Source organism: Methylophilus sp. DMC16, from assembly GCF_056314045.1.
Window position 1 is genome coordinate 1500567 of record NZ_JBQUZC010000001.1, and the last position, 21274, is coordinate 1521840.

General features: G+C 55.0%; 16 protein-coding genes. All 16 read left to right on the forward strand.

Translation table 11 applies throughout. From position 1 onward, the window contains the following. The first annotated feature begins 34 nt into the window (after nucleotides 1-34). The 16 genes from ACT53D_RS07025 to ACT53D_RS07100 all read left to right on the forward strand — a co-directional run bounded on the left by ACT53D_RS07025 (nucleotide 35) and on the right by ACT53D_RS07100 (nucleotide 21077). The gene (locus ACT53D_RS07025) at nucleotides 35-1201 is read left to right on the forward strand and encodes a transporter substrate-binding domain-containing protein (RefSeq protein WP_476155306.1); all 1167 of its coding nucleotides are present in this window, start codon (nucleotides 35-37) and stop codon (nucleotides 1199-1201) included. Continuing rightward, complete coding sequence (locus ACT53D_RS07030) at nucleotides 1176-1865, forward strand: ANTAR domain-containing response regulator (protein WP_476155308.1); 690 nt, start codon at nucleotides 1176-1178, stop codon at nucleotides 1863-1865. The genes ACT53D_RS07025 and ACT53D_RS07030 overlap by 26 nt, the downstream gene beginning before the upstream one ends. 62 nt (nucleotides 1866-1927) lie before the next feature. Next, on the forward strand, nucleotides 1928-3205 hold the full coding sequence (locus tag ACT53D_RS07035; protein WP_194747221.1) for a nitrate regulatory protein: 1278 nt from the start codon (nucleotides 1928-1930) through the stop codon (nucleotides 3203-3205). Between the two features lie 348 nt (nucleotides 3206-3553). Next, nucleotides 3554-4363: a formate/nitrite transporter family protein gene (locus ACT53D_RS07040; protein WP_194747222.1), complete on the forward strand. Its 810-nt coding sequence runs from the start codon at nucleotides 3554-3556 to the stop codon at nucleotides 4361-4363. Between the two features lie 62 nt (nucleotides 4364-4425). Continuing rightward, entirely contained in the window at nucleotides 4426-4869 is a 444-nt protein-coding gene (gene cynS / locus ACT53D_RS07045) for a cyanase (protein ID WP_194747223.1), read from the forward strand. Between the two features lie 5 nt (nucleotides 4870-4874). Next, nucleotides 4875-6665 (forward strand): bifunctional protein-serine/threonine kinase/phosphatase, encoded by a 1791-nt coding sequence (locus tag ACT53D_RS07050; protein ID WP_194747224.1) that lies wholly within the window; start codon nucleotides 4875-4877, stop codon nucleotides 6663-6665. Between the two features lie 344 nt (nucleotides 6666-7009). Then, nucleotides 7010-8311, forward strand: a complete 1302-nt coding sequence (locus ACT53D_RS07055) for a CmpA/NrtA family ABC transporter substrate-binding protein (RefSeq protein ID WP_338656969.1) — start codon at nucleotides 7010-7012, stop codon at nucleotides 8309-8311. 20 nt (nucleotides 8312-8331) lie between these two features. Continuing rightward, complete coding sequence (gene ntrB / locus ACT53D_RS07060) at nucleotides 8332-9267, forward strand: nitrate ABC transporter permease (protein WP_194747226.1); 936 nt, start codon at nucleotides 8332-8334, stop codon at nucleotides 9265-9267. Nucleotides 9268-9303: 36 nt separating this feature from the next. Then, the gene (locus ACT53D_RS07065) at nucleotides 9304-10113 is read left to right on the forward strand and encodes an ABC transporter ATP-binding protein (protein WP_476155312.1); all 810 of its coding nucleotides are present in this window, start codon (nucleotides 9304-9306) and stop codon (nucleotides 10111-10113) included. A 100-nt stretch (nucleotides 10114-10213) separates the two neighbouring features. Beyond that, nucleotides 10214-11653, forward strand: coding sequence for an alginate export family protein (locus ACT53D_RS07070; protein ID WP_476155314.1), 1440 nt, complete (start codon nucleotides 10214-10216; stop codon nucleotides 11651-11653). 34 nt (nucleotides 11654-11687) lie between these two features. Continuing rightward, nucleotides 11688-12470, forward strand: coding sequence for a uroporphyrinogen-III C-methyltransferase (gene cobA / locus ACT53D_RS07075; protein ID WP_194747229.1), 783 nt, complete (start codon nucleotides 11688-11690; stop codon nucleotides 12468-12470). A gap of 20 nt (nucleotides 12471-12490) precedes the next feature. Continuing rightward, on the forward strand, nucleotides 12491-14917 hold the full coding sequence (gene nirB, locus ACT53D_RS07080; protein ID WP_476155316.1) for a nitrite reductase large subunit NirB: 2427 nt from the start codon (nucleotides 12491-12493) through the stop codon (nucleotides 14915-14917). 66 nt (nucleotides 14918-14983) lie between these two features. Continuing rightward, nucleotides 14984-16195, forward strand: coding sequence for a nitrate/nitrite transporter (locus tag ACT53D_RS07085; protein ID WP_194747231.1), 1212 nt, complete (start codon nucleotides 14984-14986; stop codon nucleotides 16193-16195). 54 nt (nucleotides 16196-16249) lie between these two features. Beyond that, nucleotides 16250-17938, forward strand: a complete 1689-nt coding sequence (locus tag ACT53D_RS07090) for a bifunctional protein-serine/threonine kinase/phosphatase (RefSeq protein WP_476155318.1) — start codon at nucleotides 16250-16252, stop codon at nucleotides 17936-17938. 31 nt (nucleotides 17939-17969) lie between these two features. After that, nucleotides 17970-18281, forward strand: a complete 312-nt coding sequence (gene nirD, locus ACT53D_RS07095; protein ID WP_476155320.1) for a nitrite reductase small subunit NirD — start codon at nucleotides 17970-17972, stop codon at nucleotides 18279-18281. Nucleotides 18282-18308: 27 nt separating this feature from the next. After that, a complete protein-coding gene (locus ACT53D_RS07100) occupies nucleotides 18309-21077 on the forward strand; it encodes a nitrate reductase (RefSeq protein ID WP_476155322.1) in 2769 nt (922 codons plus the stop codon). Nucleotides 21078-21274: the final 197 nt, after the last annotated feature.

A 21274-nucleotide genomic window follows, 5' to 3' on the forward strand; every position in this document is an offset into this window, starting at 1 on the left:
CCGGCCCGGCCGGAGCCCCTGATGAAAGCATCTCATGGCAAACACTGACCCGATCCCGGTCGGCGTGCTGTTTTCCACCAGCGGCGCCACGGCGACCATAGAACGCTCACAGGCATTTGCCACTTTCTTTGCCATCGCAGAAATCAATGCCGCGGGCGGCATCGCTGGTCGTGAACTGCTGCCCGTCCACTATGACCCGCAGGGTCTCCCGCAACAATATCAGATGTTGGCCGAACGCATGATTCGCGAGGATGGCGTCAATGTGATCTTTGGCTGCTATATGTCCAGCACGCGCAAAGCCGTGATTCCGGTGGTGGAAAAATGGCGCAAGCTGCTGTTTTACCCCACGCCTTACGAGGGCTTTGAATTCTCGCCGCATGTGATTTATACAGGTGCGGCGCCCAACCAGAACAGTGCACAACTGGCTGACTATATGACGCGGCATTTTGGCGCGCGCGTCTACATGATAGGCTGCGACTACATTTACCCGTATGAGTCCAACCGCATCATGAGTGACTTTATCCTTGAAGTCCCGGGCGGCAAAAAACTGGCCGAGCGCTACGTGCCGCTGACGGCGACAGAAAAAGATTTTTTAGCGGTGGTGCGTGACATCAAGGCCAAGTCGCCAGACTTTGTGTTTTCTACCGTGGTGGGGCAAGCCACCCGCCTGTTGTACCAGGCTTATGCCGAGATCGGCATGGATGCCCAGCACACCCCGATTGCCAGCCTGACCACCTCTGAAGCAGAGGTGGCAGAAATGGGCGGCGGTGCGGCCCAGGGCCACATCACGTCTGCGCCCTATTTTCAAAGCATTGCCAGTACCGAGAACCAGGCCTGCATCACACGCTTCAGGCAGCAGTATGGCAATGAGATTGCGCCTAATATGGCCTGGGAAGCGGCATATTTTCAAACCCACCTGTTTGCCGAAGCGATGCGCGCGGCAGGGAGCGACCAGTATGATGCCCTGTTGCCACAGCTACTGGGCCGCGCATTTGACGCGCCGCAAGGCCGTATTGCCATTGATGCCGGCAACCACCATACCCGCCTTCACCCGCGCATTGCACGCGTAAATGCGGCTGGCCAGTTCGAAATCATCGCCGGGGGCGGTGCCGCAGCGGTGATCCCCGACCCTTATCTGGTGACGCACCCAGGCGCCAGCTGGAACAACCTGCCTTATGCGGCGGAGTATCGTGTTGGCTGAGTCGCCCACCGCCCCTCACCCTGGTCAGCGCCAGGCCAAGCAGGCGCAGGCGCAGCGCTCCACGCTGGAGCTGTTCCGCCATTTGCGGCATGCCTGCATCACGATTTTTCATCCTGAGGACGAAAACCGCGAGGTATTGACACAGCAACTGCACCGGATTGGCTGCCAGACGGTCGCGCTATGGCCGCCGGTGGCTGAGCTACCCGCGCAAACCGAGCTGGTGATTTTTCTGCTAGATGCCCAAGCCAGCGCGAAAAAGAAACTGCCGTGGCTGACACCAGAGTCGGCGATCCCGCTGATTGGAGTGCTGGATTATGAAAACCCGACCACGCTGGAGACCGCCACTGCGCTGGGTTGCCATGGCATGCTGGTAAGGCCTCTGCAAGCCAAAGGCTTGCTCTCCACCCTCATCCTGACCATGCATCATTGCCAGCAATTAAAAACCTTGCGCAAACGTAACCAGCGCCTGGAAGAAAAACTGCAGGCGGCAGGCGAAATCAGTGCGGCACAAGCCATGTTGGCGCATGCGCGCGGAATCAGTGCAACCGAGGCTTACAAAGTCCTGCGCGAGCAGGCCATGCTCAAACGCGTGACGGTGGAAGACATTGCACGTGCACTGTTGCAAACCGACGGTCTATTGTCCAATCCAGCCAAACCCCGTTAGAATGCTCGCCCTTGCCAAGCGCATCGATTCTCCTGCGCACAGTTTTTGCTTGAACAAGTCCGATGATGACCGACATTTCCCCCGCACAAACCATTACCCTGGCTAAAATCAGACATATCGAGGAGCTGGAGCGCCTGGATAGCTCAATTACTTTTGTCGAAAGAATTGGGCAGCTCATTCATCAAATTCAGGCTGAACGTGGTGCCAGCTGTCTTTATTTAGCGTCTTCCGGCAAACGCTTCTCGCAGGCACGTGCGGATATCGTCGTGCAAAATCAGCAAATTGAAACCGATTTCAGGCAAGCCTTGCAACAATATCTGGACCGCCATGCGCTGACCGATGCCAAACAGTTGACGCTCATCTCTTGGATTTTGCTGGGTTTGGACCAGCTTAAAAACTTACGTCATCAAATTACGCTACTCAAGATCTCATTTGCGGATTGCATAGAGTCTTATAACCGCTTTATACAAAGCTTGATCTCGCTGATTTTCGAGATCACGGACAGCTCGGTCAACAGCAAGGTCTCCACCAGCTTGCTGACGCTCTACAACCTGGTGCAAGCCAAGGAGTTTGCCGGTCAGGAGCGTGCAGTCGGCTCTTATTTATTTGGCTCAGGCAGCATGCAAAGCGAGCATCAGCAAAAACTGCTGGAATTGATCACACAGCAAAATCGCCATTTTGAACTGTTCAGCCAGTTTGGCGCCCAGGAGCTACAGCAGGCATGGGCGGTCCTGCAAAGCTCACGCCTACAACAGCAGCATGAGCACTTGCGTCACCAGCTGACGGTGGCCAAAGATCAGCAAACGCTCAATACCAGCGCCAGTGATACCTGGTTTGCGTTGTGCAGTGAGCGCCTGAGTGAAATCTGGCTAATTCAATGCCAGCTGGTGCAATCCATGCACCGCATGCTGGCAGAACTTTCTGCCCATGCGAAAAAAGACCTGGCACAAACAAAGCAATATTTGGATGCCATGACGCAAAGCGCTGATCCCAATCATCCCCTGGATAGTAGTTTCTTCAACCTGTCGATTCCGGTCGAGAGTGCGCTGCAATTTCAGGCAAATGAAGCTAGGCATACGGCACCCGTGACTTCTATCATGCAGTTGCTGCAACAGCAATCGCAACAGATTGCCGAGATGGAAGTCACCTTGGCCGATACTAAAAAAGCCTTGTCAGAGCGCAAAGTGATCGAACGCGCCAAAGGCCTGCTAATGCGCAAGTTTGATATTGATGAAATGGAAGCCTACAAACAGTTGCGCAGTACGGCCATGACTCAAAACCGCAAAATTGTGGATATCGCGGAAAACATTCTCGCACAGACACATTTTTCCCGCGATTAACCGCTCAGGATCGGGCATGCGCACCATGCCTGTGCATATACGCGGTGTATATCTACACCTATAAAACCGTAAAATATGGACAAAAACAGCATTAAAACAAAGTGTTATTCGCAATATTAATACATGGCATAACAATTGCTATCAATCAATTAACGCGATTCCAATGGCGGAAGCGCGGGTATAAATAGGTGGTCCCCTGGCTTGTGTTTGAATCCTGGTGATTTGAATACAGCGGGTACCAACCAATTCAGCAATCTGGACAAAGGCGTCCTGACAGTAGACTCAAGCGGGTTGACTGTCAGGACGCCTTTTTGTTTTGGACTCATCCAAGAAAGTAAGAGGTATGCAATGTCTTATCTAGCCCCCGCCGAATTTGTCTCTAAGATGGTAGACGCCGGTGAATCAAAAATTTATATGGCCACGCGTGACACCGTGATTCGCGCCTATATGGCGGGTGCCATTCTGGCGCTGGCCGCTGTGTTTGCAGTGAGTATTGCCTTGGCGACAGAATCTCCTCTGGTAGGAGCTGTCATGTTTCCGGTGGGCTTCAGCATGCTCTACCTGATGGGATTTGACTTGCTGACCGGCGTTTTCATGCTGACTCCGCTGGCCTGGCTGGACAAACGCCCCGGCGTGACCTGGCCGCAAATCCTGCGTAACTGGGGTCTGGTATTTATTGGCAATTTTGCTGGCGCGCTCACGGTGGCCGGGATGATGGCTTTTATCTTCACCTATGGCTTTAATACCGATGGCGGCGCCATCGCCACCAAAGTCGCCGGTATAGGCGAGGCCAGAACACTGGGCTACGCCAAATATGGCCTGGATGGCTGGATCACCATTTTTATCCGTGGCATGTTGTGCAACTGGATGGTGTCGCTGGGCGTGGTGGGGGCCATGATTTCAACCAACGTCAGCGGCAAGGTGATCGCCATGTGGATGCCAATCTTTTTGTTCTTTTTCATGGGCTTTGAGCACTCGGTCGTCAATATGTTTCTGTTTCCATTTGCTTTGATCATGGGCGGCAATTTTTCGATTGCAGACTATCTGGTATGGAATGAAATCCCGACTGCGCTTGGCAATCTGGTGGGCGGCCTGGCCTTTACCGGCCTGACGCTGTATACCACCCATGTGCGCACACAACCCAAACGTAAACTGTAAACAATGCTCGCCTGCTCGTCGTGGCAGTGAGCCCGTCCCACACGATATCAATGGAGTTAATCATGACAAGAGATGAAGTCACAGAACTGATAGTGTTACAAAAAAATGCCTTGCAACTGTCCTGGAAAACACTTGCTGAGGCCATTGGTTTGAGCAAGGAATGGACAACGGCCGCCCTACTTGGCCAAATGACCCTCTCTGCCGAACAAGCCAATACCTTGGGAAAACTGCTACAACTGCCTGGAGAAGCCATAAGCCAACTACAAGTGGTACCTTATAAAGGATCGTTACCCACTGCGGTGCCCTCCGATCCATTAATTTATCGCTTTTACGAACTGATCAGCGTCTACGGCACCACATTTAAGGCCTTGATTCACGAAGAGTTTGGCGATGGCATCATGAGCGCCATTGACTTTAATATGGATTTGCAACGCGAAGCCGACCCTAAAGGCGATCGCGTCAAAATCACCATGAGCGGCAAGTTCCTGCCTTACAAGTCTTACTAAACGGCATGCCTGCCTCTTTGCAGATAGAAAGCGGCGCCTGCTCCGAGGCCGGACGCAAACCAGTCAATCAGGATGCGTTCGGCCTCACCACACAAGACAGCCCGCCTGCTACTGGCAAAGGTTGGGTATTTGCCATTGCCGATGGCATCAGTAGCAGCGATGTCAGCGACCAGGCTAGTACGCTGGCCATTCAGCAGTTTATACAAGATTACGCGCTCACCCCTGTAGAATGGTCAGTCAAGTCTGGTGGGTTGCAAGTCTTACGCAGTATTAATGCCACACTCAATGCGCAGACGTTTCGCAGCCCTTATCGTTTTGACAAAAACAGAGGCTACGTCTGTACCTTTAGCGCCCTGATCATTAAATCACGGGCTATCCATGTATTTCATCTGGGCGATACGCGCATTTACCGTCTCCGTGACCAGCAATTGCAATGCCTAACCGAAGACCACCGTTTCTGGGTCGATGATCAACATAGCTATCTGGCACGCGCCCTGGGCATGAGCCCGCAACCAGAAATTGATTATCACAGCGAGGCCGCGGAAGCAGGCGATGTTTATTTATTGATGTCTGATGGCGTATTTGAACACCTGACCTCAGAAGAAATCTTGCAGGATATCCAAACCGCCAGCGACCTCAATCGTCTCTGCCAGCACTGGGTTAAACTCGCGCATGCACGCGGTAGCGAGGATAACCTGACAGCACTGGCGGTGCGCTTGTTACAACTGCCCGACCATGACATGGCCTCGCTGACACAAAGCATGCAGGCACTCCCCTTTGCCCCGGCCATAGAAGAAGGTAAGCCGTTTGATGGTTACCATATTTTGCGTTGCCTGCATCATAGCCACCGCAGCCATGTTTACCTGGCACGTGACCTGCAAACGGGCACCCAGGTTGCCCTCAAAGTCCCATCGGTGGACCTGTCCGCCGATGCACAGGCACTGGAACGTTTTTACCTCGAAGAATGGGTGGCCAGGCGCATCAGCCATCGCCATATATTACGGCCGTATACGTCAGCTTCTCCGCGCAAGTTTTTATATAGTGTGATGCACTATGTGCCGGGGCAAACCTTACAACAATGGCTGCTGGATCACCCGCAACCATCCCTAGAGACCGTCCGCCAACTGGTGGAACAGATCACCAGCGCCCTGGAAGCCTTTCATCGACTGGAGATGGTCTACCGCGACTTGCAGCCGCAAAATATCCTGGTCGATACCGATGGCCAGATCACCTTGATTGATTTTGGGGCCGTGAGCGTGGCTGGTCTCGAAGAAATGAGCGAGCTAGAAAGCACGGTAACCTTGCCTGGCACGCTGCAATACTCGGCGCCAGAACAGTTTCTGGGATGGCCAGCAACGCCGCAATCGGATATTTATGCCTTGGGGGTGATCACTTACCAGTGCCTCACAGGCAAACTGCCCTATGGGACAGAGGTCGCGAAGGTAAAACATCCGCAACACCTGTCACGTTTGTATTACCGGGAGATTCGCTATACACAACCGGCGTTTCCGGCCTGGGTCGACGCCGCCATCGCCCGTGCCGTGCACCCGCAGGCAGAAAAACGTTATGCGCAGGCCTCTGAATTCTTATTTGACCTGCGTAAACCGAATGCAGCCTTTCTGCGTCATGCCCATCCGCCTTTGCTGGAACGTCATCCGCTGGCCTTTTGGCGTGGCTTAAGTCTATTACTGGCGTGTATGGTCATCCTGTTGCTCGGGCTCCTCGCACACCAGCCCAAGTCATGCGCCAATGTTGAGCAGTTCGCACGAAAGCAGTGCAACTATGCCCGGCAATAATATGCCCCTTTACAAAAGAAACTAATATTTTCATTAAAATTCAATCACTTAAAAATAAAATAAAGTTGGCATGCCGTTTGCTAGTGCTTATCTAAGAGCAAGCTGGATCAACGGCGATCCTGTCAAATATGCTCCGTGGCAAATGCCTGATATCAGGTAATTTGCCTAACAACTGAGTTATACCCGTTATTAAATTAATGTAAGTACCGCAGCCTTTTAGCAAAAGGGCTTGCAAGCAAAAGGACAAAGGCGTCCTGAGTGTAGACCACGGTCTGCATTCAGGACGCCTTTTTTGTTTTGTATTTTCCGAACCCCTTTTTCGAATCAAATCTCAAGGAGCCGACATGAGCAGTTCTGACAAAAAAAATGTATCCCCCACCGAGGCAACGCCGGTTGACCAGGTGAACCAGCAACGCCGCCATTTCTTTATGAATACGCTGGCAGGCGCGTTTGGTGCTGCCGCCATGATGAACATGGTGCCTTCCGCCATCCGTAGCCAGGCTTGGGCGGCAGGCTCGGATGCGCCAGAAATCACCGAAGTGAAAGTGGGCTTTATCCCGCTGACGGACTGTGCGCCGATTATTGTCGCCGCGCAAATGGGCTTTGATAAAAAATATGGCATCAAGATTGTGCCGTCTAAAGAAGCTTCGTGGGCAGGCGTACGTGACAAGCTGGTCAATGGTGAATTGCATGCTGCACATGTGTTGTATGGCCTGATCTACGGCGTCCAAATGGGCATCGGCGGCCAGCAAAAAGACATGAACGTGCTGATGACGCTGAACAACAACGGCCAGGGCATCACGCTGGCTAACCAGCTTAAGGAAAAAGGCGTCACCAGTGGCGCGACGCTGAAACGTTTGCTGGATAACGAAAACCGCGACTTTACCTTCGCCCAGACCTTCCCCACCGGCACGCACGCCATGTGGTTGTACTACTGGCTGGCGACTTATGGCATCAACCCGATGCAGGACGTGAAAACCATCGTCGTACCGCCGCCACAAATGGTCGCCAACATGCGGATTGGCAATATGGATGGCTACTGCGTGGGCGAACCCTGGAACGCCCGTGCCATTTACGACAAGATCGGCTACACCGTCGCCACCTCACAAGATATCTGGGTAGACCACCCGGAAAAAGTGTTGGGCACCACCGCTGACTTTATCGCCAAGAACCCGAATACCGCGCTGGCGTTAACCAAAGCCATCCTCGAAGCCTCACGCTACATTGATGCGACCAAAAACCGTGCCGAAGTGGCCAAGTTGATCGCAGGCAAAGCCTATGTCAATGCGCCAGAAGAAGTGATTGAAGGTCGCTTCCTCGGCCACTACGACAATGGTATCGGCAAAAAATGGGAAGACCCCAACTATATGAAGTTCTTCAATGACGGCAAGGTCAGCTTCCCTTACCTGTCAGACGGCATGTGGTTCCTGACCCAACACAAACGCTGGGGCTTGCTCAAGTCTGACCCGGATTACCTCGGCGTGGCGAAAAAGGTGAACCGCATTGATATTTATACCGAAGCCGCCAAATCTCTGGGCATTAGCGTGCCAACAGACGTGATGCGCAGCAGCAAGCTGATTGACGGCGTGGTCTGGGATGGTAAAGATCCCAAAGCCTATGCCAACAGCTTCAAGGTTAAAGCGTAATTCTTTCAAGGAGAGTCACCATGAGTGTCGTCAGCTTTAACAAGGAAAAAATCATGCAAAACAGTGAGCAGGCTGCCAAAGCAATGCCAGCCAAGCAAGCAAAACCGGTTGTCGCGGTGGTGAGCCCTCTCTCGGCCACCGCAACAGCAGCCACCCCGGCAAGCAAAAAAGCCGGGGCATGGGCGGCAATGGCCAAACGTGTCTTTGAAGGACTGTTGCCGCCTGTGATTGGCTTGCTGATCTTTGGCGCCATCTGGTCTACCGTGGCCGCCCTGACTCAGGGTTTGCCAGGACCGGTGCAGACCTGGCATTCGGCGGTGGAGCTGTTTAGCGACCCGTTTTATATCAACAACCCGAATGACATGGGCATCGGCTGGAACATCCTGAACTCGCTCAAACGCGTCGCCACTGGCTTTGCGCTGGCAGCGATTGTCGGCATCCCCATGGGTTTTATCATCGGCCGCTATGCCTTTATGTCAAAAATGGCGGCGCCGATTATCAGCCTGCTCAAGCCGGTATCCCCACTGGCTTGGTTGCCGATCGGCCTGCTGGTATTCAAAGCGGCCAACCCGGCCGCAATCTGGGTGATTTTCATCACCGCGGTCTGGCCCATGATTATCAACACCGCCGTTGGTGTCAGCAAAGTGCCGCAAGACTATATGAACGTGGCAAAGGTACTGAACCTGTCCGAGTGGAAAGTCATCACCAAAATCCTGCTGCCCTATGTCATGCCTTACATGATGACCGGTGTGCGTCTCTCTATCGGTGCCGCCTGGCTGGTGATTGTGGCGGCAGAAATGCTGACCGGCGGCGTGGGCATTGGCTTCTGGGTGTGGGATGAATGGAACAACCTGAACGTTGAGCACATCATCATCGCGATTTTCATTGTGGGCATCGTCGGCCTGTTGCTGGAACAGTGCCTGGTCATGCTGGCCAAACGCTATAGCTACGAATAACCACGACGCCTGATTGACTGGAAAAGGACTCTGATCATGACCACCGCTGTAAAACAAGACCGCTATGTGTTGATTGAAAACGTCAACATGATTTTCAACACCAAAAAAGGCAGTTTCCAGGCCTTGAAAGACATCAACCTGTCTATCCAGGAAGGGGAATTCATCTCCATCATCGGCCACTCCGGCTGTGGCAAATCTACCGTGCTCAACCTGATTGCCGGCTTGCTGCAACCGACAGACGGCTATTTGTTTTGTGCCGGCCGCGAAATTGCCAAACCTGGCCCTGAACGCGCCGTGGTGTTCCAGAACCACTCCCTGCTGCCATGGCTGACCTGTTTTGAAAACGTCTATCTGGCGGTGGAACGCGTGTTTGCTGCCACCGAGAGTAAGCCGCAACTGGCAGAACGTACGCGCGCGGCACTGGAGCTGGTGGGCTTAAGCCACGCCATGGAAAAACGCCCGAATGAAATCTCTGGCGGCATGAAGCAGCGGGTAGGCATTGCCCGTGCCCTGGCCATGGAGCCCAAAGTGCTACTACTGGACGAGCCGTTTGGCGCACTGGATGCATTGACCCGTGCCGGCCTGCAAGACGAACTGATGGCCATCATGGCACGTTCTGGCTGTACTGCCGTCATGGTGACGCACGATGTGGACGAAGCCGTGTTGCTGTCTGACCGCATCGTCATGATGACCAACGGCCCGGCAGCCACCATCGGTGAAATCCTGACGGTCGATTTACCCCGTCCGCGCAAACGCCTGGAGCTGGTGGAAGACCCGGCGTATACCCATCTGCGCAGCGAAGTTTTGAAGTTTCTGTATGAGCGGCACGCCAAAAAGGCGGCCTAAGTGAAAGGTGCTGGCAGGCGGCCACCTGTCAGCACCACTTGCTTATCAAAAGCAATCCTCATCCAAGCAAGGTTACCCCAATAGAGAAAAGGAGCAACACATGAACGCTAACCTACACCCACGCTTGCGTCAAGTTTCCGCAGCCATCTTGCTGGCGGCACTTGGCTCACCTGCAATGGCAGAAGAAGAAATTCTGCCTGAATACACTTTTATGGACGCGATTAAAACCGGTAAAAACATGAGCAGCTTCAGATTGCGTTATGAAAACGTCGATCAGGATGGCTTGCAGCCTGGGACCTATGCCAATGGCAGCGCTAACCCGACGGCAAACCAGAACCTGAAAGAAGCGCATGCCTACACCTTGCGCAGCCTGATCGGCTGGCAAACCGCGCCTTACCATAACTGGAGTGTGGCCGGACAGTTGATCAATGTGACCCAATTGAACAGCCAGTTTAATGACGGCACCAACAACGTACTGATCAACGGCGCATCCAACCAGAACAGCGGCATTCAATATGCCAAAGTGGTAGACCCGGACTACACCGATATCAACCAGTTGTTTGTCGACTGGACTGGCATCAAAAACACCCGTGTACGCGCGGGCCGCCAGCAAGTGAACCTGGATAATGTGCGTTTTATTGGTGACATTGCCTTCCGCCAGGTGATGCAAGTGTTTGACGGCGTCTCAGTATTTAACAAGACCATCCCGGATACCGAAATTTATGCGGCCCACTTTAGCAAGGTGAACCAGATCACCACGGCAGCGCATCATGGTGCGTTGGAAGTCATCAATGGCCGCTACCGTATTTCCCCGACCGAGTTTCTGGTCGGCTATGGCTATTTCTCAGACTTTGAAAACCTGGGCTTTGGCAATGCCTGGTTTGGCGCCGGCACCTCTAACAACCCCAAAGGCACCAACAACCAGTTTGCCGACCAAAGTAACAAGATTATTGGTATCCGCCTGGACGGCACCCATCCGTTCACGCCCAACTACCGCGCGCACTACACCGCTGAATACGCCAAACAGTCTGACTACAGCGGCGGTGACAGCCGCATTGATGCGCATTACTACAAGTTGGGCGGTGGCTTTGGCATTGATAACTTCAACCTGCGTGTAGACCAGGAATTACTCTCCAGCAACAACGGCAAATATGCCTTTCAGACCCCGTTTGGCACCAACCACTTGTTTCAAGGCTGGGTAGACAAGTTTTTGGTTACCCCACGCGATGGCATCAAAGATAGTTTTGTCACGGCGACTTACCGCTATGGCGATTTTCTGTTTTTTGCCGACTATCACATCATTGACGCGGACAGGGATTTTTATACCGTGGGTAGCGGCACCAACCGCAATGGCAGCCGTTACGGTACCGAGTGGAACGCCGCCGTCACCTGGAATGTAGATAAAAACTGGATGACCAAACTGGAGTACGGCAAATACACCGAAGACGACCATTACGCGACTGGCCCCAATAGCACAAGCAATGCTGGCCGTATCCGTGATACCGAAAAACTGTGGCTGACCGCCATGTATACGTTCTAAGCGGACACCTCGTCTCAAACCTAAGGAGCCCCTCATGTCAGCAAGTAAAGTGTATTTAATCGGTGCCGGTCCTGGCGACCCTGAGCTCATCACGCTCAAGGCGGTCAAGGCCTTGCAGCTGGCAGAGGTGGTGCTGGTCGATGACCTGGTTAACCCGGAACTGCTCAAGCATTGCCCGCAGGCGCGTATTGTGCCGGTGGGCAAGCGCGGCGGTTGCAAGTCTACGCCACAGCATTTTATTCACCGCATGATGATTGCCTTGGCCGAGCAAGGCCAAACCGTGGCTCGCCTGAAAGGCGGTGACCCGTTTGTGTTTGGCCGTGGTGGCGAAGAAATGCTGGCACTGCGTGCCGCCAATATTGATTATGAAATTATTCCGGGCATGACCAGTGGCCTTGCCAGTTGCGCCAGCATGGAGGTACCAGTGACCCACCGTGCCTACAACCATGGCGTGACGCTGGTCACCGGCCATACCAAAGATGGCGGCCCCCTGCCCTGGCAGGCGCTGGTGGCCAGCCATACCACGCTGGTCATTTACATGGGCATGCAGCATCTGGCTGAAATCTGCCGTGAACTGATTGCTGCAGGCATGCCCACAGACATGCCCTGTATGGTGGTGGAGAACGGCACACGCGCCGAACAGCGTGGCCTGACCTCAACGCTGCAAGCCATGCCTTACCTGGCCCATCAGCAAAGTCTTAAAAGTCCGTCCATTATTGTGGTCGGCGAAGTGGTGAAATTAGCCAGAAACAGCCAACAGGAACAAGATTGGCAACAAAACCTGCAACACTGGCTCAGCATCGGCGATGCAGCATAAGCGCTGAAAGGAGTGATTCAATGATAAAACAGAAACTGGTGGTGGTCGGCAACGGCATGGCTGGCATGCGGACGGTGGAAGAGCTGCTCAAGATTGCGCCGGACATGTACGACATTACCGTGTTTGGCGATGAGCCTTATCCCAACTATAACCGCATCATGTTGTCGCCCGTACTGGCCAACGAGCAGACCATCGATGACATTATCCTCAATAGCCGCGAATGGTATGCCGAACACAACATTACCTTGCATACCAGCGCCCGTGTCAACAAGATAGACCGCAAGGCCCGCACCGTGACCGCCGACAACGGCCTCACGGTCGAATATGACCGCCTGTTGCTGGCAACCGGCTCCAAGCCGTTCATCTTGCCGATTGCAGGTGCAGACTTGCAGGGTGTGCTGGGCTACCGCGATATCAAAGACACCAACGACATGATCGCTGCGGCCAAAATCTACAAGCATGCAGTGGTCATTGGCGGCGGCTTGCTGGGCCTTGAGGCCGCCAATGGCCTCAAGGTGCAAGGCATGGACGTCACAGTGGTGCACAAAAACGAATGGCTGCTGGAACGCCAGCTCGACAAGACCGCAGGCAAGATGCTGCAAAAATCCCTAGAAACGCGCGGGCTGCAGTTCTTGCTACAAAAAGACACGGAGCAATTGATCGGAAAAGACGGCCGCGTGGTCGCCGTGCGCTTTAAAGATGGCCAGGAAGTGCCTGCAGACCTGGTGGTGATGGCAGTCGGCATCCGCCCCAACTATGCACTGGCCGAATCGGCAGGCATTTATTGCAACCGCGGCATTGTGGTGAGCGACACCATGCAGACCTATGACCCGCGCATTTATGCCGTAGGCGAATGCGTCAACCACCGTGGCATTGCCTATGGCCTGGTGGCCCCCTTATTTGAAATGGCCAAAGTGTGCGCCACACATTTGGCCAACTTCGGCATCGGATTATACAAAGGCTCGGTCACTTCGACAAAATTGAAGGTGACCGGCATAGATTTGTTTTCTGCCGGTGATTTTATGGGCAGTGACGATGCCGAAGAAATTTTACTGCACGACGCGGTCGGCGGGGTATACAAAAAACTCGTGATCAAAGATGACACCATCATCGGTGCCGTGCTGTATGGCGATACGACGGATGGGGCCTGGTATTTCCAGCTGCTGCGCGACAAAAAGCCGATCCACGAAATCCGGGATCACTTAATGTTCGGGCAGGATAGTCTGGGTAATACCGGCCACCAGGGTCAGGACAAGGTGTCTGCCATGACCGACGAAATGGAAGTCTGTGGCTGTAATGGCGTCTGCAAAGGCACCATTGTCAAAGCGATTCAGGCACAAGGCCTGTTCACACTGGATGACGTCAAAAAACACACCAAAGCTGGCTCCAGTTGTGGCAGTTGCACTGGCCTGGTTGAGCAGATTCTGGCCTCGACGCTGGGTGGCGGTTACGCGCCGCCTTCGAGCAGCAAAGCCGTGTGTGGCTGCACCGACTTTAACCACGAAGAAGTGCGTGACGAAATCCGCAAACACAAATACCTGAGCATTCCGGCCGCCATGAAGGGCATGGGCTGGAAAACGCCGAATGGCTGCGCCACCTGCAGGCCGGCGTTGAATTATTACCTGATTTCCACCTGGCCGCATGAAGCCAAGGATGATCCGCAGTCACGCTTTATCAATGAGCGCGTGCATGCCAATATCCAGAAAGACGGCACTTACTCTGTGGTGCCGCGTATGTACGGCGGCGTCACCTCACCCGAGCAATTGCGCAAAATCGCCGATGTGGCTGAAAAATACCAGGTCCCCATGGTGAAAGTCACTGGCGGTCAGCGCATCGACTTGCTTGGCGTGAAAAAAGAAGACCTGACCGGCATGTGGGCGGACCTCGATATGCCATCCGGGTATGCGTATGGCAAGTCTATACGCACCGTCAAAACCTGTGTTGGCTCGGAGTTCTGCCGTTTTGGTACCCAAAACTCCACCCAACTGGGCATTGATATCGAAAAAGCCTTTGACCATATGTGGGCCCCGCACAAGGTGAAGTTTGCGGTCTCCGGCTGTCCGCGCAACTGTGCCGAATCCGGGATCAAGGACGTCGGCGTGATTGGCGTGGATTCCGGCTGGGAGATTTATGTTGGTGGCAACGGTGGCATCAAAACCGAAGTCGCTCAGTTTTTGTGCAAGGTGAAGACCGCTGAGGAAGTGATTGAATACTCGGGCGCGTTTATCCAGCTCTACCGTGAAGAAGCACGTTATCTGGATCGTACCGTGCACTGGATCGCCCGCGTCGGTCTGGATTACGTGAAAAAACGCATTCTCGACGATGCTGAAGGCCGCAAAGCGGCATATGAGCGTCTGCTGTATGCGCTGCAAGGCGCCGTAGACCCGTGGGCAGAACGCGTCAATCAGCGTGATGCCCACAAAGAGTTCGACACAATTACCGTGTAACGAAAAATACTGTTTAAATGAAAAGTGGCGTGCCATTCTCCTGATTGCACGCCCGGGAGATAGAAGATGCAAAAAAGTTTTTGGGAAGTGGGCCATAAACCCACCCTGTTTTCGGCCTTCTTTTATTTTGACCTGAGCTTTATGGTCTGGGTCATGTTGGGGCCGCTGGCGGTGCAAATCGCCGCCGACCTGCAATTGAATCCGGCACAAAAAGGCCTGATGGTCGCCACCCCGGTACTCACAGGCGCGCTGCTGCGGATAGTCATGGGCGTGCTGGTGGATCAGCTCAAGCCGAAAAAAGCCGGCCTGATTGGTCAGGTGATTGTGATTGGCGCGCTGCTGACAGCCTGGCTGCATGGCATCCATACCTATCAGCAAGCGCTGTTGCTAGGCATGTTTTTGGGCTTCGCCGGTGCTGCATTTGCAGTGGCCTTGCCACTGGCTTCGCGCTGGTATCCACCAGAGCACCAGGGCACCGCGCTGGGCATTGCCGGGGCAGGCAACTCAGGCACGGCCCTGGCGGCCTTGTTCGCCCCTGGGCTGGCCGTGGCCTTTGGCTGGAACAATGTATTTGGCCTGGCACTGATTCCACTGGTGCTGGCGTTGCTGGTCTATGTCACGATGGCCAAAGACGCCCCGGATACGCCTGCGCCAAAATCGCTGTCGCAATACCTGGCCGTGCTCAAGGATAAAGATGCCTGGTGGTTTATGTTTTTCTACAGCGTCACCTTTGGCGGTTTTGTCGGCATGGCGTCTTCATTGACCATTTACTTCCACGACCAGTATGGCCTGGATGCGGTGCACGCGGGTTACTTCACCGCAGCCTGTGTCTTTGCCGGCTCGCTGGTGCGCCCCATAGGCGGTTGGTTGGCCGACCGCATCGGCGGTATCCGTTCACTGAGCACCATGTATGTGCTGGCAGCGGTATTCCTGTTTATCCTAAGTTTTGGCATGGCTAGCCAGTCACTAGGCTTGCTGGTAGTAGTGCTCGCCATGGCAGCACTTGGTATGGGCAACGGCGCGGTCTTCCAGCTGGTGCCACAGCGTTTCCGCAAGGAAATCGGCGTCATGACCGGCTTGGTCGGCATGGCCGGGGGCGTTGGTGGCTTTTACCTGGCGTCCAGTTTAGGCTACTCTAAACAAGTGACGGGCAGTTATCAGGTCGGCCTGACCATTTTTGCCGGCTTGGCAATTCTGGCACTGATCGGTCTCTCCCGCGTAAAAAACCGCTGGCGCACCACCTGGGGCGCAGCCACAGTCACCAGCGCCAAAATTTAATGGCATCGGACAACCGCCCAGCATTGAAATGTTAGCGTCATCACGGACCCCTGCATGAAATTACGGATCAGCGTCGGCGAAAGCAGCCTCACCGGACCGCGGCCTCGTAACGAGGACTACGTGGGCCTGGTGACGCCTGCCGATGCGCAGCTGGAGATCAAGGGCGCCCTGCTGGCGGTGGCTGATGGCATCAGCGGAGGGGCTGGCGGGGCTGAAGCTGCCGAAATGACGATACGCACGGTGTCGGCAGATTATTACGCCACGCCCGATACCTGGACTATCCAGCATGCGCTGGACAAGGTGGTTCAGGCGGCTAACCGCTGGGTGCTGTCGCAGGCACGCAAACACAGCCAGATGGCCGGCATGGCGACCACGCTGTCCATGCTGGTGCTACGCGGTCAGCGCTATGTGCTGGCGCATGTCGGCGACACCCGCATCTATCGCCTGCGCGAGCAGTCGCTGCAATGTCTGACCACCGACCATGTCTGGGACCGGCCAGATATGCGGCATGTACTCAAGCGTGCAGTCGGCCTCGATGACCAGTTGAGCGTGGATTATGCCGAAGGCCTGCTGCAAACCGGCGATGTGTATGCCATTATCAGTGATGGTGTGTGGGCCGCACTGGGCGAGGCCGAGCTGCACAAAATATTGATGCTTTACCATACACCGCAGTTGATGGCCGAACACCTGACCCGGCAAGCGCTGGAACAAGGTGGTCAGGATAATGCCTCTGCCGTGGTGGTGCGGATCGATCAGCTCGGACAAGACCACCTGACCGACATGCTGGCCGATGCCTTGAGCCTGCCGGTGCCGCCCAAGCTGGCGGTGGGCGACACCCTGGATGGCTTCACCGTCACCCGCGTGTTACATGATGCACGCATCAGTTTGTTATATCAGGTAAAAAATGCCGCCGGGCAATTATTTGTGCTGAAAACCCTGCAACCCGCCCGCGCAGAAGATAAGGCCAGTTGCGAAGCCCTGCTTAATGAAGAGTGGCTGGGCAAGCGCGTGGTGTCGCAATGTGTGCCGCAAATTTTGCCGCTCACGCGTGAACAGCGCACGCATTTGTATTATGTGATGACCTGGCATGAAGGGGCCACCTTGCAGCAACGGCTGGATGCCGGCCATCACTTCACCATCAATGGCGTGGCCAATATCGGCCAGGATCTGTTGCGTGGCTTGAGCATGCTGCACCGGCTCAATATTGTGCACCGCGATATCAAACCGGCCAATATTCACCTGGGTAGCGATACACGGTTGCGCATCCTAGACCTTGGCGTCGCGCTTAACACCACGCTGCCCATGCCCGAGCAGATGGAAAATCCCGGCACGCCCAGCTATATGGCGCCGGAATTGTTTGACGGCAAACTGGCCGACCGCCAGGCGGATATTTATGCCGCAGGTGTCACGCTGTATCACCTGCTGACACGCAAGTATCCCTATGGCGAAATCGAGCCGTTCCAGTCACCGCGCTTTGGTGAACCGGTGCGCCCCAGCCGCTACCGCCCCGAGATTCCGGCCTGGCTGGAAAACCTGATTCTGAAAGCGATTGCCCGCAAACCGGAACACCGCTTTGAAACCGCCGAAGAAATGCTGCTGGCGCTAGAGCATGGCGAACTCAGACCCATTGTCATCCCGCGCACGCCGCTGATTGCCCGCGCGCGGCTGGTCAAATGGCAGTGGCTGGCGATTATTTCATTGTGCGTGAATATGTTATTGATTTATTTGTTAATGGTCTCATAAGGCCAGTAACAAATTGGAAAAGAGGAAAAAAATGCGTTGGACTAAAATTTGCCCGCTAAACGACATCCCAGCCCTGGGTGCACGTGTGGTGCGTCATGGCGAGACCGACATTGGTGTATTCCGCACTGAAGATGACCGCGTGTTTGCGCTCAACAACCGTTGCCCGCACAAAGGCGGCCCGCTGTCGCAAGGCCTGGTCTATGGTGACAAAGTCGCCTGCCCATTGCATAGTTGGAAAATCAGCCTGATCGATGGCCAGGCTGAAGCGCCCGATGTCGGCCAGACTGCCTGCTATGCAGCCAAGGTCGAAGATGGCATGGTCTATCTGCAATTAAACCCGTAATTTTCAGGCAACACGGACAGCTCCCTTATGTCGCAACAGCAACAACTCCAGACTGCAAACGATCTGCTCACCGCAGTACCGGTCTCCTTCCATCCGCAACGACGTGAAACCCGCAGCACCTGCTGCTATTGCGGTGTCGGCTGTGGCGTCATTATTACCACCGAGGGCCAGCAGATTGTCGATGTGAAGGGTGACCCTGAGCATCCGGCAAACTATGGCCGTTTGTGCACCAAAGGCTCTACGCTACACCTGACCGCCAAACTGGACGCACGCGCCCTCTACCCGGAACTGCGCCTGTCGCGTGACCTGCCGCGTACGCGCGTCAGCTGGGATACCGCGCTCGATCATGTGGTTGAGCGCTTTGCCGAGATTATCAACACCCATGGCCCGGATGCAGTGGCTTTTTATATCTCCGGCCAGTTGCTGACTGAAGATTATTATGTGTTTAACAAGCTGGCCAAAGGCTTGATTGGCACCAACAACGTCGATACCAATTCACGCCTGTGCATGAGTTCGGCCGTGGCCGGTTACAAGGCCACGCTGGGCGCCGATGCGCCACCGGCCTGTTATGAAGATATCGACCATACGCAATGCCTGTTCATTGCCGGCTCGAATACCGCCTTTGCCCACCCGATTGTGTTCCGCCGCATTGAAGATGCCAAGGCCAAAAATCCGGACATGAAAATTGTGGTGGTAGACCCGCGCCGCACCGACACCTCACAACTGGCAGACTTGCACCTGGCGATCTTGCCCGGCACCGACGTGGCGCTGTTTAACGGCCTGTTGCATGTGATGCTGTGGGAAGGCCTGCTCGATATGGCTTATATCCGCAACCATACCGAAGGCTTTGAAGCGCTCAAGGAAACCGTGCGCGAATACACCCCCAAGATGGTAGCCGATATTTGTGGCGTGCCTGAGGCCGATATCATTCAGGCCGCCAAGTGGTTTGGTGCGGGCCCGACCTTGTCCATGTATTGCATGGGGCTGAACCAGTCCATCCATGGCACTGAAAAAAATGCCGCGCTGATCAACCTGCACCTGGCCACCGGCCAGATCGGCAAGCCCGGCGCAGGCCCGTTCTCGCTGACCGGTCAACCCAACGCTATGGGCGGCCGCGAAGTCGGCGGCATGGCCAACCTGCTGTCGGGCCACCGCGACCTGGCCAATGCCGAACACCGTGCAGAAGTCGCGCGCTTGTGGGGCGTGCCCGACGTCCCGGCCACCCCGGGCAAAACCGCGGTAGAGATGTTTGAGGCGGTTAAAAGCGGCGAGATCAAGGCGATCTGGATTGCCTGCACCAACCCCGCACACTCGATGCCAGACCTCAATAATGTGTTGGCCTCCCTGCAACAGGCTGAGCTGGTCGTGTTGCAAGATGCGTTTAACAATACCGATAGCAATATCTACGCCGATGTGTTTCTGCCTGCCTCGACCTGGGGCGAAAAAGAAGGCACAGTCACCAATTCGGAGCGCCGCATCACGCGCGTGCAGCCAGCCGCCCCCAAGCCGGGTGAAGCCCGTCATGACTGGGAGGCTGTGGTCGACTTTGCCCACCGTTTGGCACAAAAACTGGGTAAACCAGACACCCTGTTTAACTACCCGAATACCGAAACCATTTTTAACGAGCACCGTGAAAGCACGCGTGGCCGCGACCTTGATATCACAGGCTTGAGTTACCAGATTCTGGAAACCCGGGGCCCGCAACAATGGCCGTTTAAATCGGGCGCCAGCCAGGGCGAAGCCCGCTTGTACACCGATGGCGTGTTCCAGAAACCGGGCGGTAAGGCGCATTTTGTCAGCGCGGTGTACAAGCCGACCGCCGACAAGCCGGACGCGCGCCATCCCTTCCGCCTGCTGACCGGCCGCCTGCGCGACCAATGGCATGGCATGAGCCGCACCGGCACGCTGGCGCAGCTCTATAACCATGTCGAAGAGCCAGTGGTCTCCATGCATGCCGATGACATGCAACGACGCCAGATCAGTGAGGGCGACATTGTTAAACTGAGTAACAAGCGCGGTGAGTTAATCATCAAGGTGCAGCAATCAGACGAAGTCAAACCGGCCGAGCTGTTTATCCCCATGCACTGGGGCAGCCAGTTTATGCACGGCTTGGGCGTGAATGTGTTGATGCCACCGGCTTTTGATAAAACCTCCAAGCAACCGGAACTCAAGCACACGGCGGTCAAGATCGAAAAGTTGAGCTTGCCCTGGCAAATGACGGTGATGCGCAGCTGCAACGACCTGCACTTGCTCGCCAACATCCGCACGCTATTGGTGGCCTTTGATTACGCCACCGTGGGACTGTATGGCCGTGGCAACGGCATGCTGATTCTGCGCGCGTCGCACCACGCTGCCCCGGATAGCCAGCTGATCGCCCGGCTGGATCAGTTGCTTGGCATGGTCGAAGATGCGCCCATGCTACGGCTGGATGATGTCAAACGCGGCATCAGTAAACGCATTCTGGTCGAGCAAGGCCAGGTCAGCGCGGTGCGCCTGATTGGTGAAATGCTGGCCGCAGACTGGCTCAAGCAAGTCATGCTCGAAGGCCAGTTCACCGACGAATTGCGCAAATGGGCACTGGCGCCGCTAGCGGCGCCCCCCACTGGACAAAAATCACGCGGCAAGATCGTCTGTAACTGCCTGGATGTCTCAGAAAACGAGATTATCGAAACCTGCCAGCAGGGAGCAGATTTACCGACGCTGCAAGCCAAGCTGAAATGTGGCACCAGTTGCGGCTCCTGCGTGCCGGAACTCAAGCGGCTGGTCAAACTGCATGGCAAAACCCATGCGGGATAAGGACATCACGCGCGCACCTGAATGCATTTGATCGCCTGTCGGCACAGGATTGCGCCAAGGATGGTGCAATCCTGTGCACATGCCTCATTAGCGTGCACCAGACCAATGGCAGATGGATCGCGCGGTGCCCGCAAGCTCAAACATACGCGCAATATCGCAGATAAAACACATCAGGAACAATGACTTAGCATAAATCC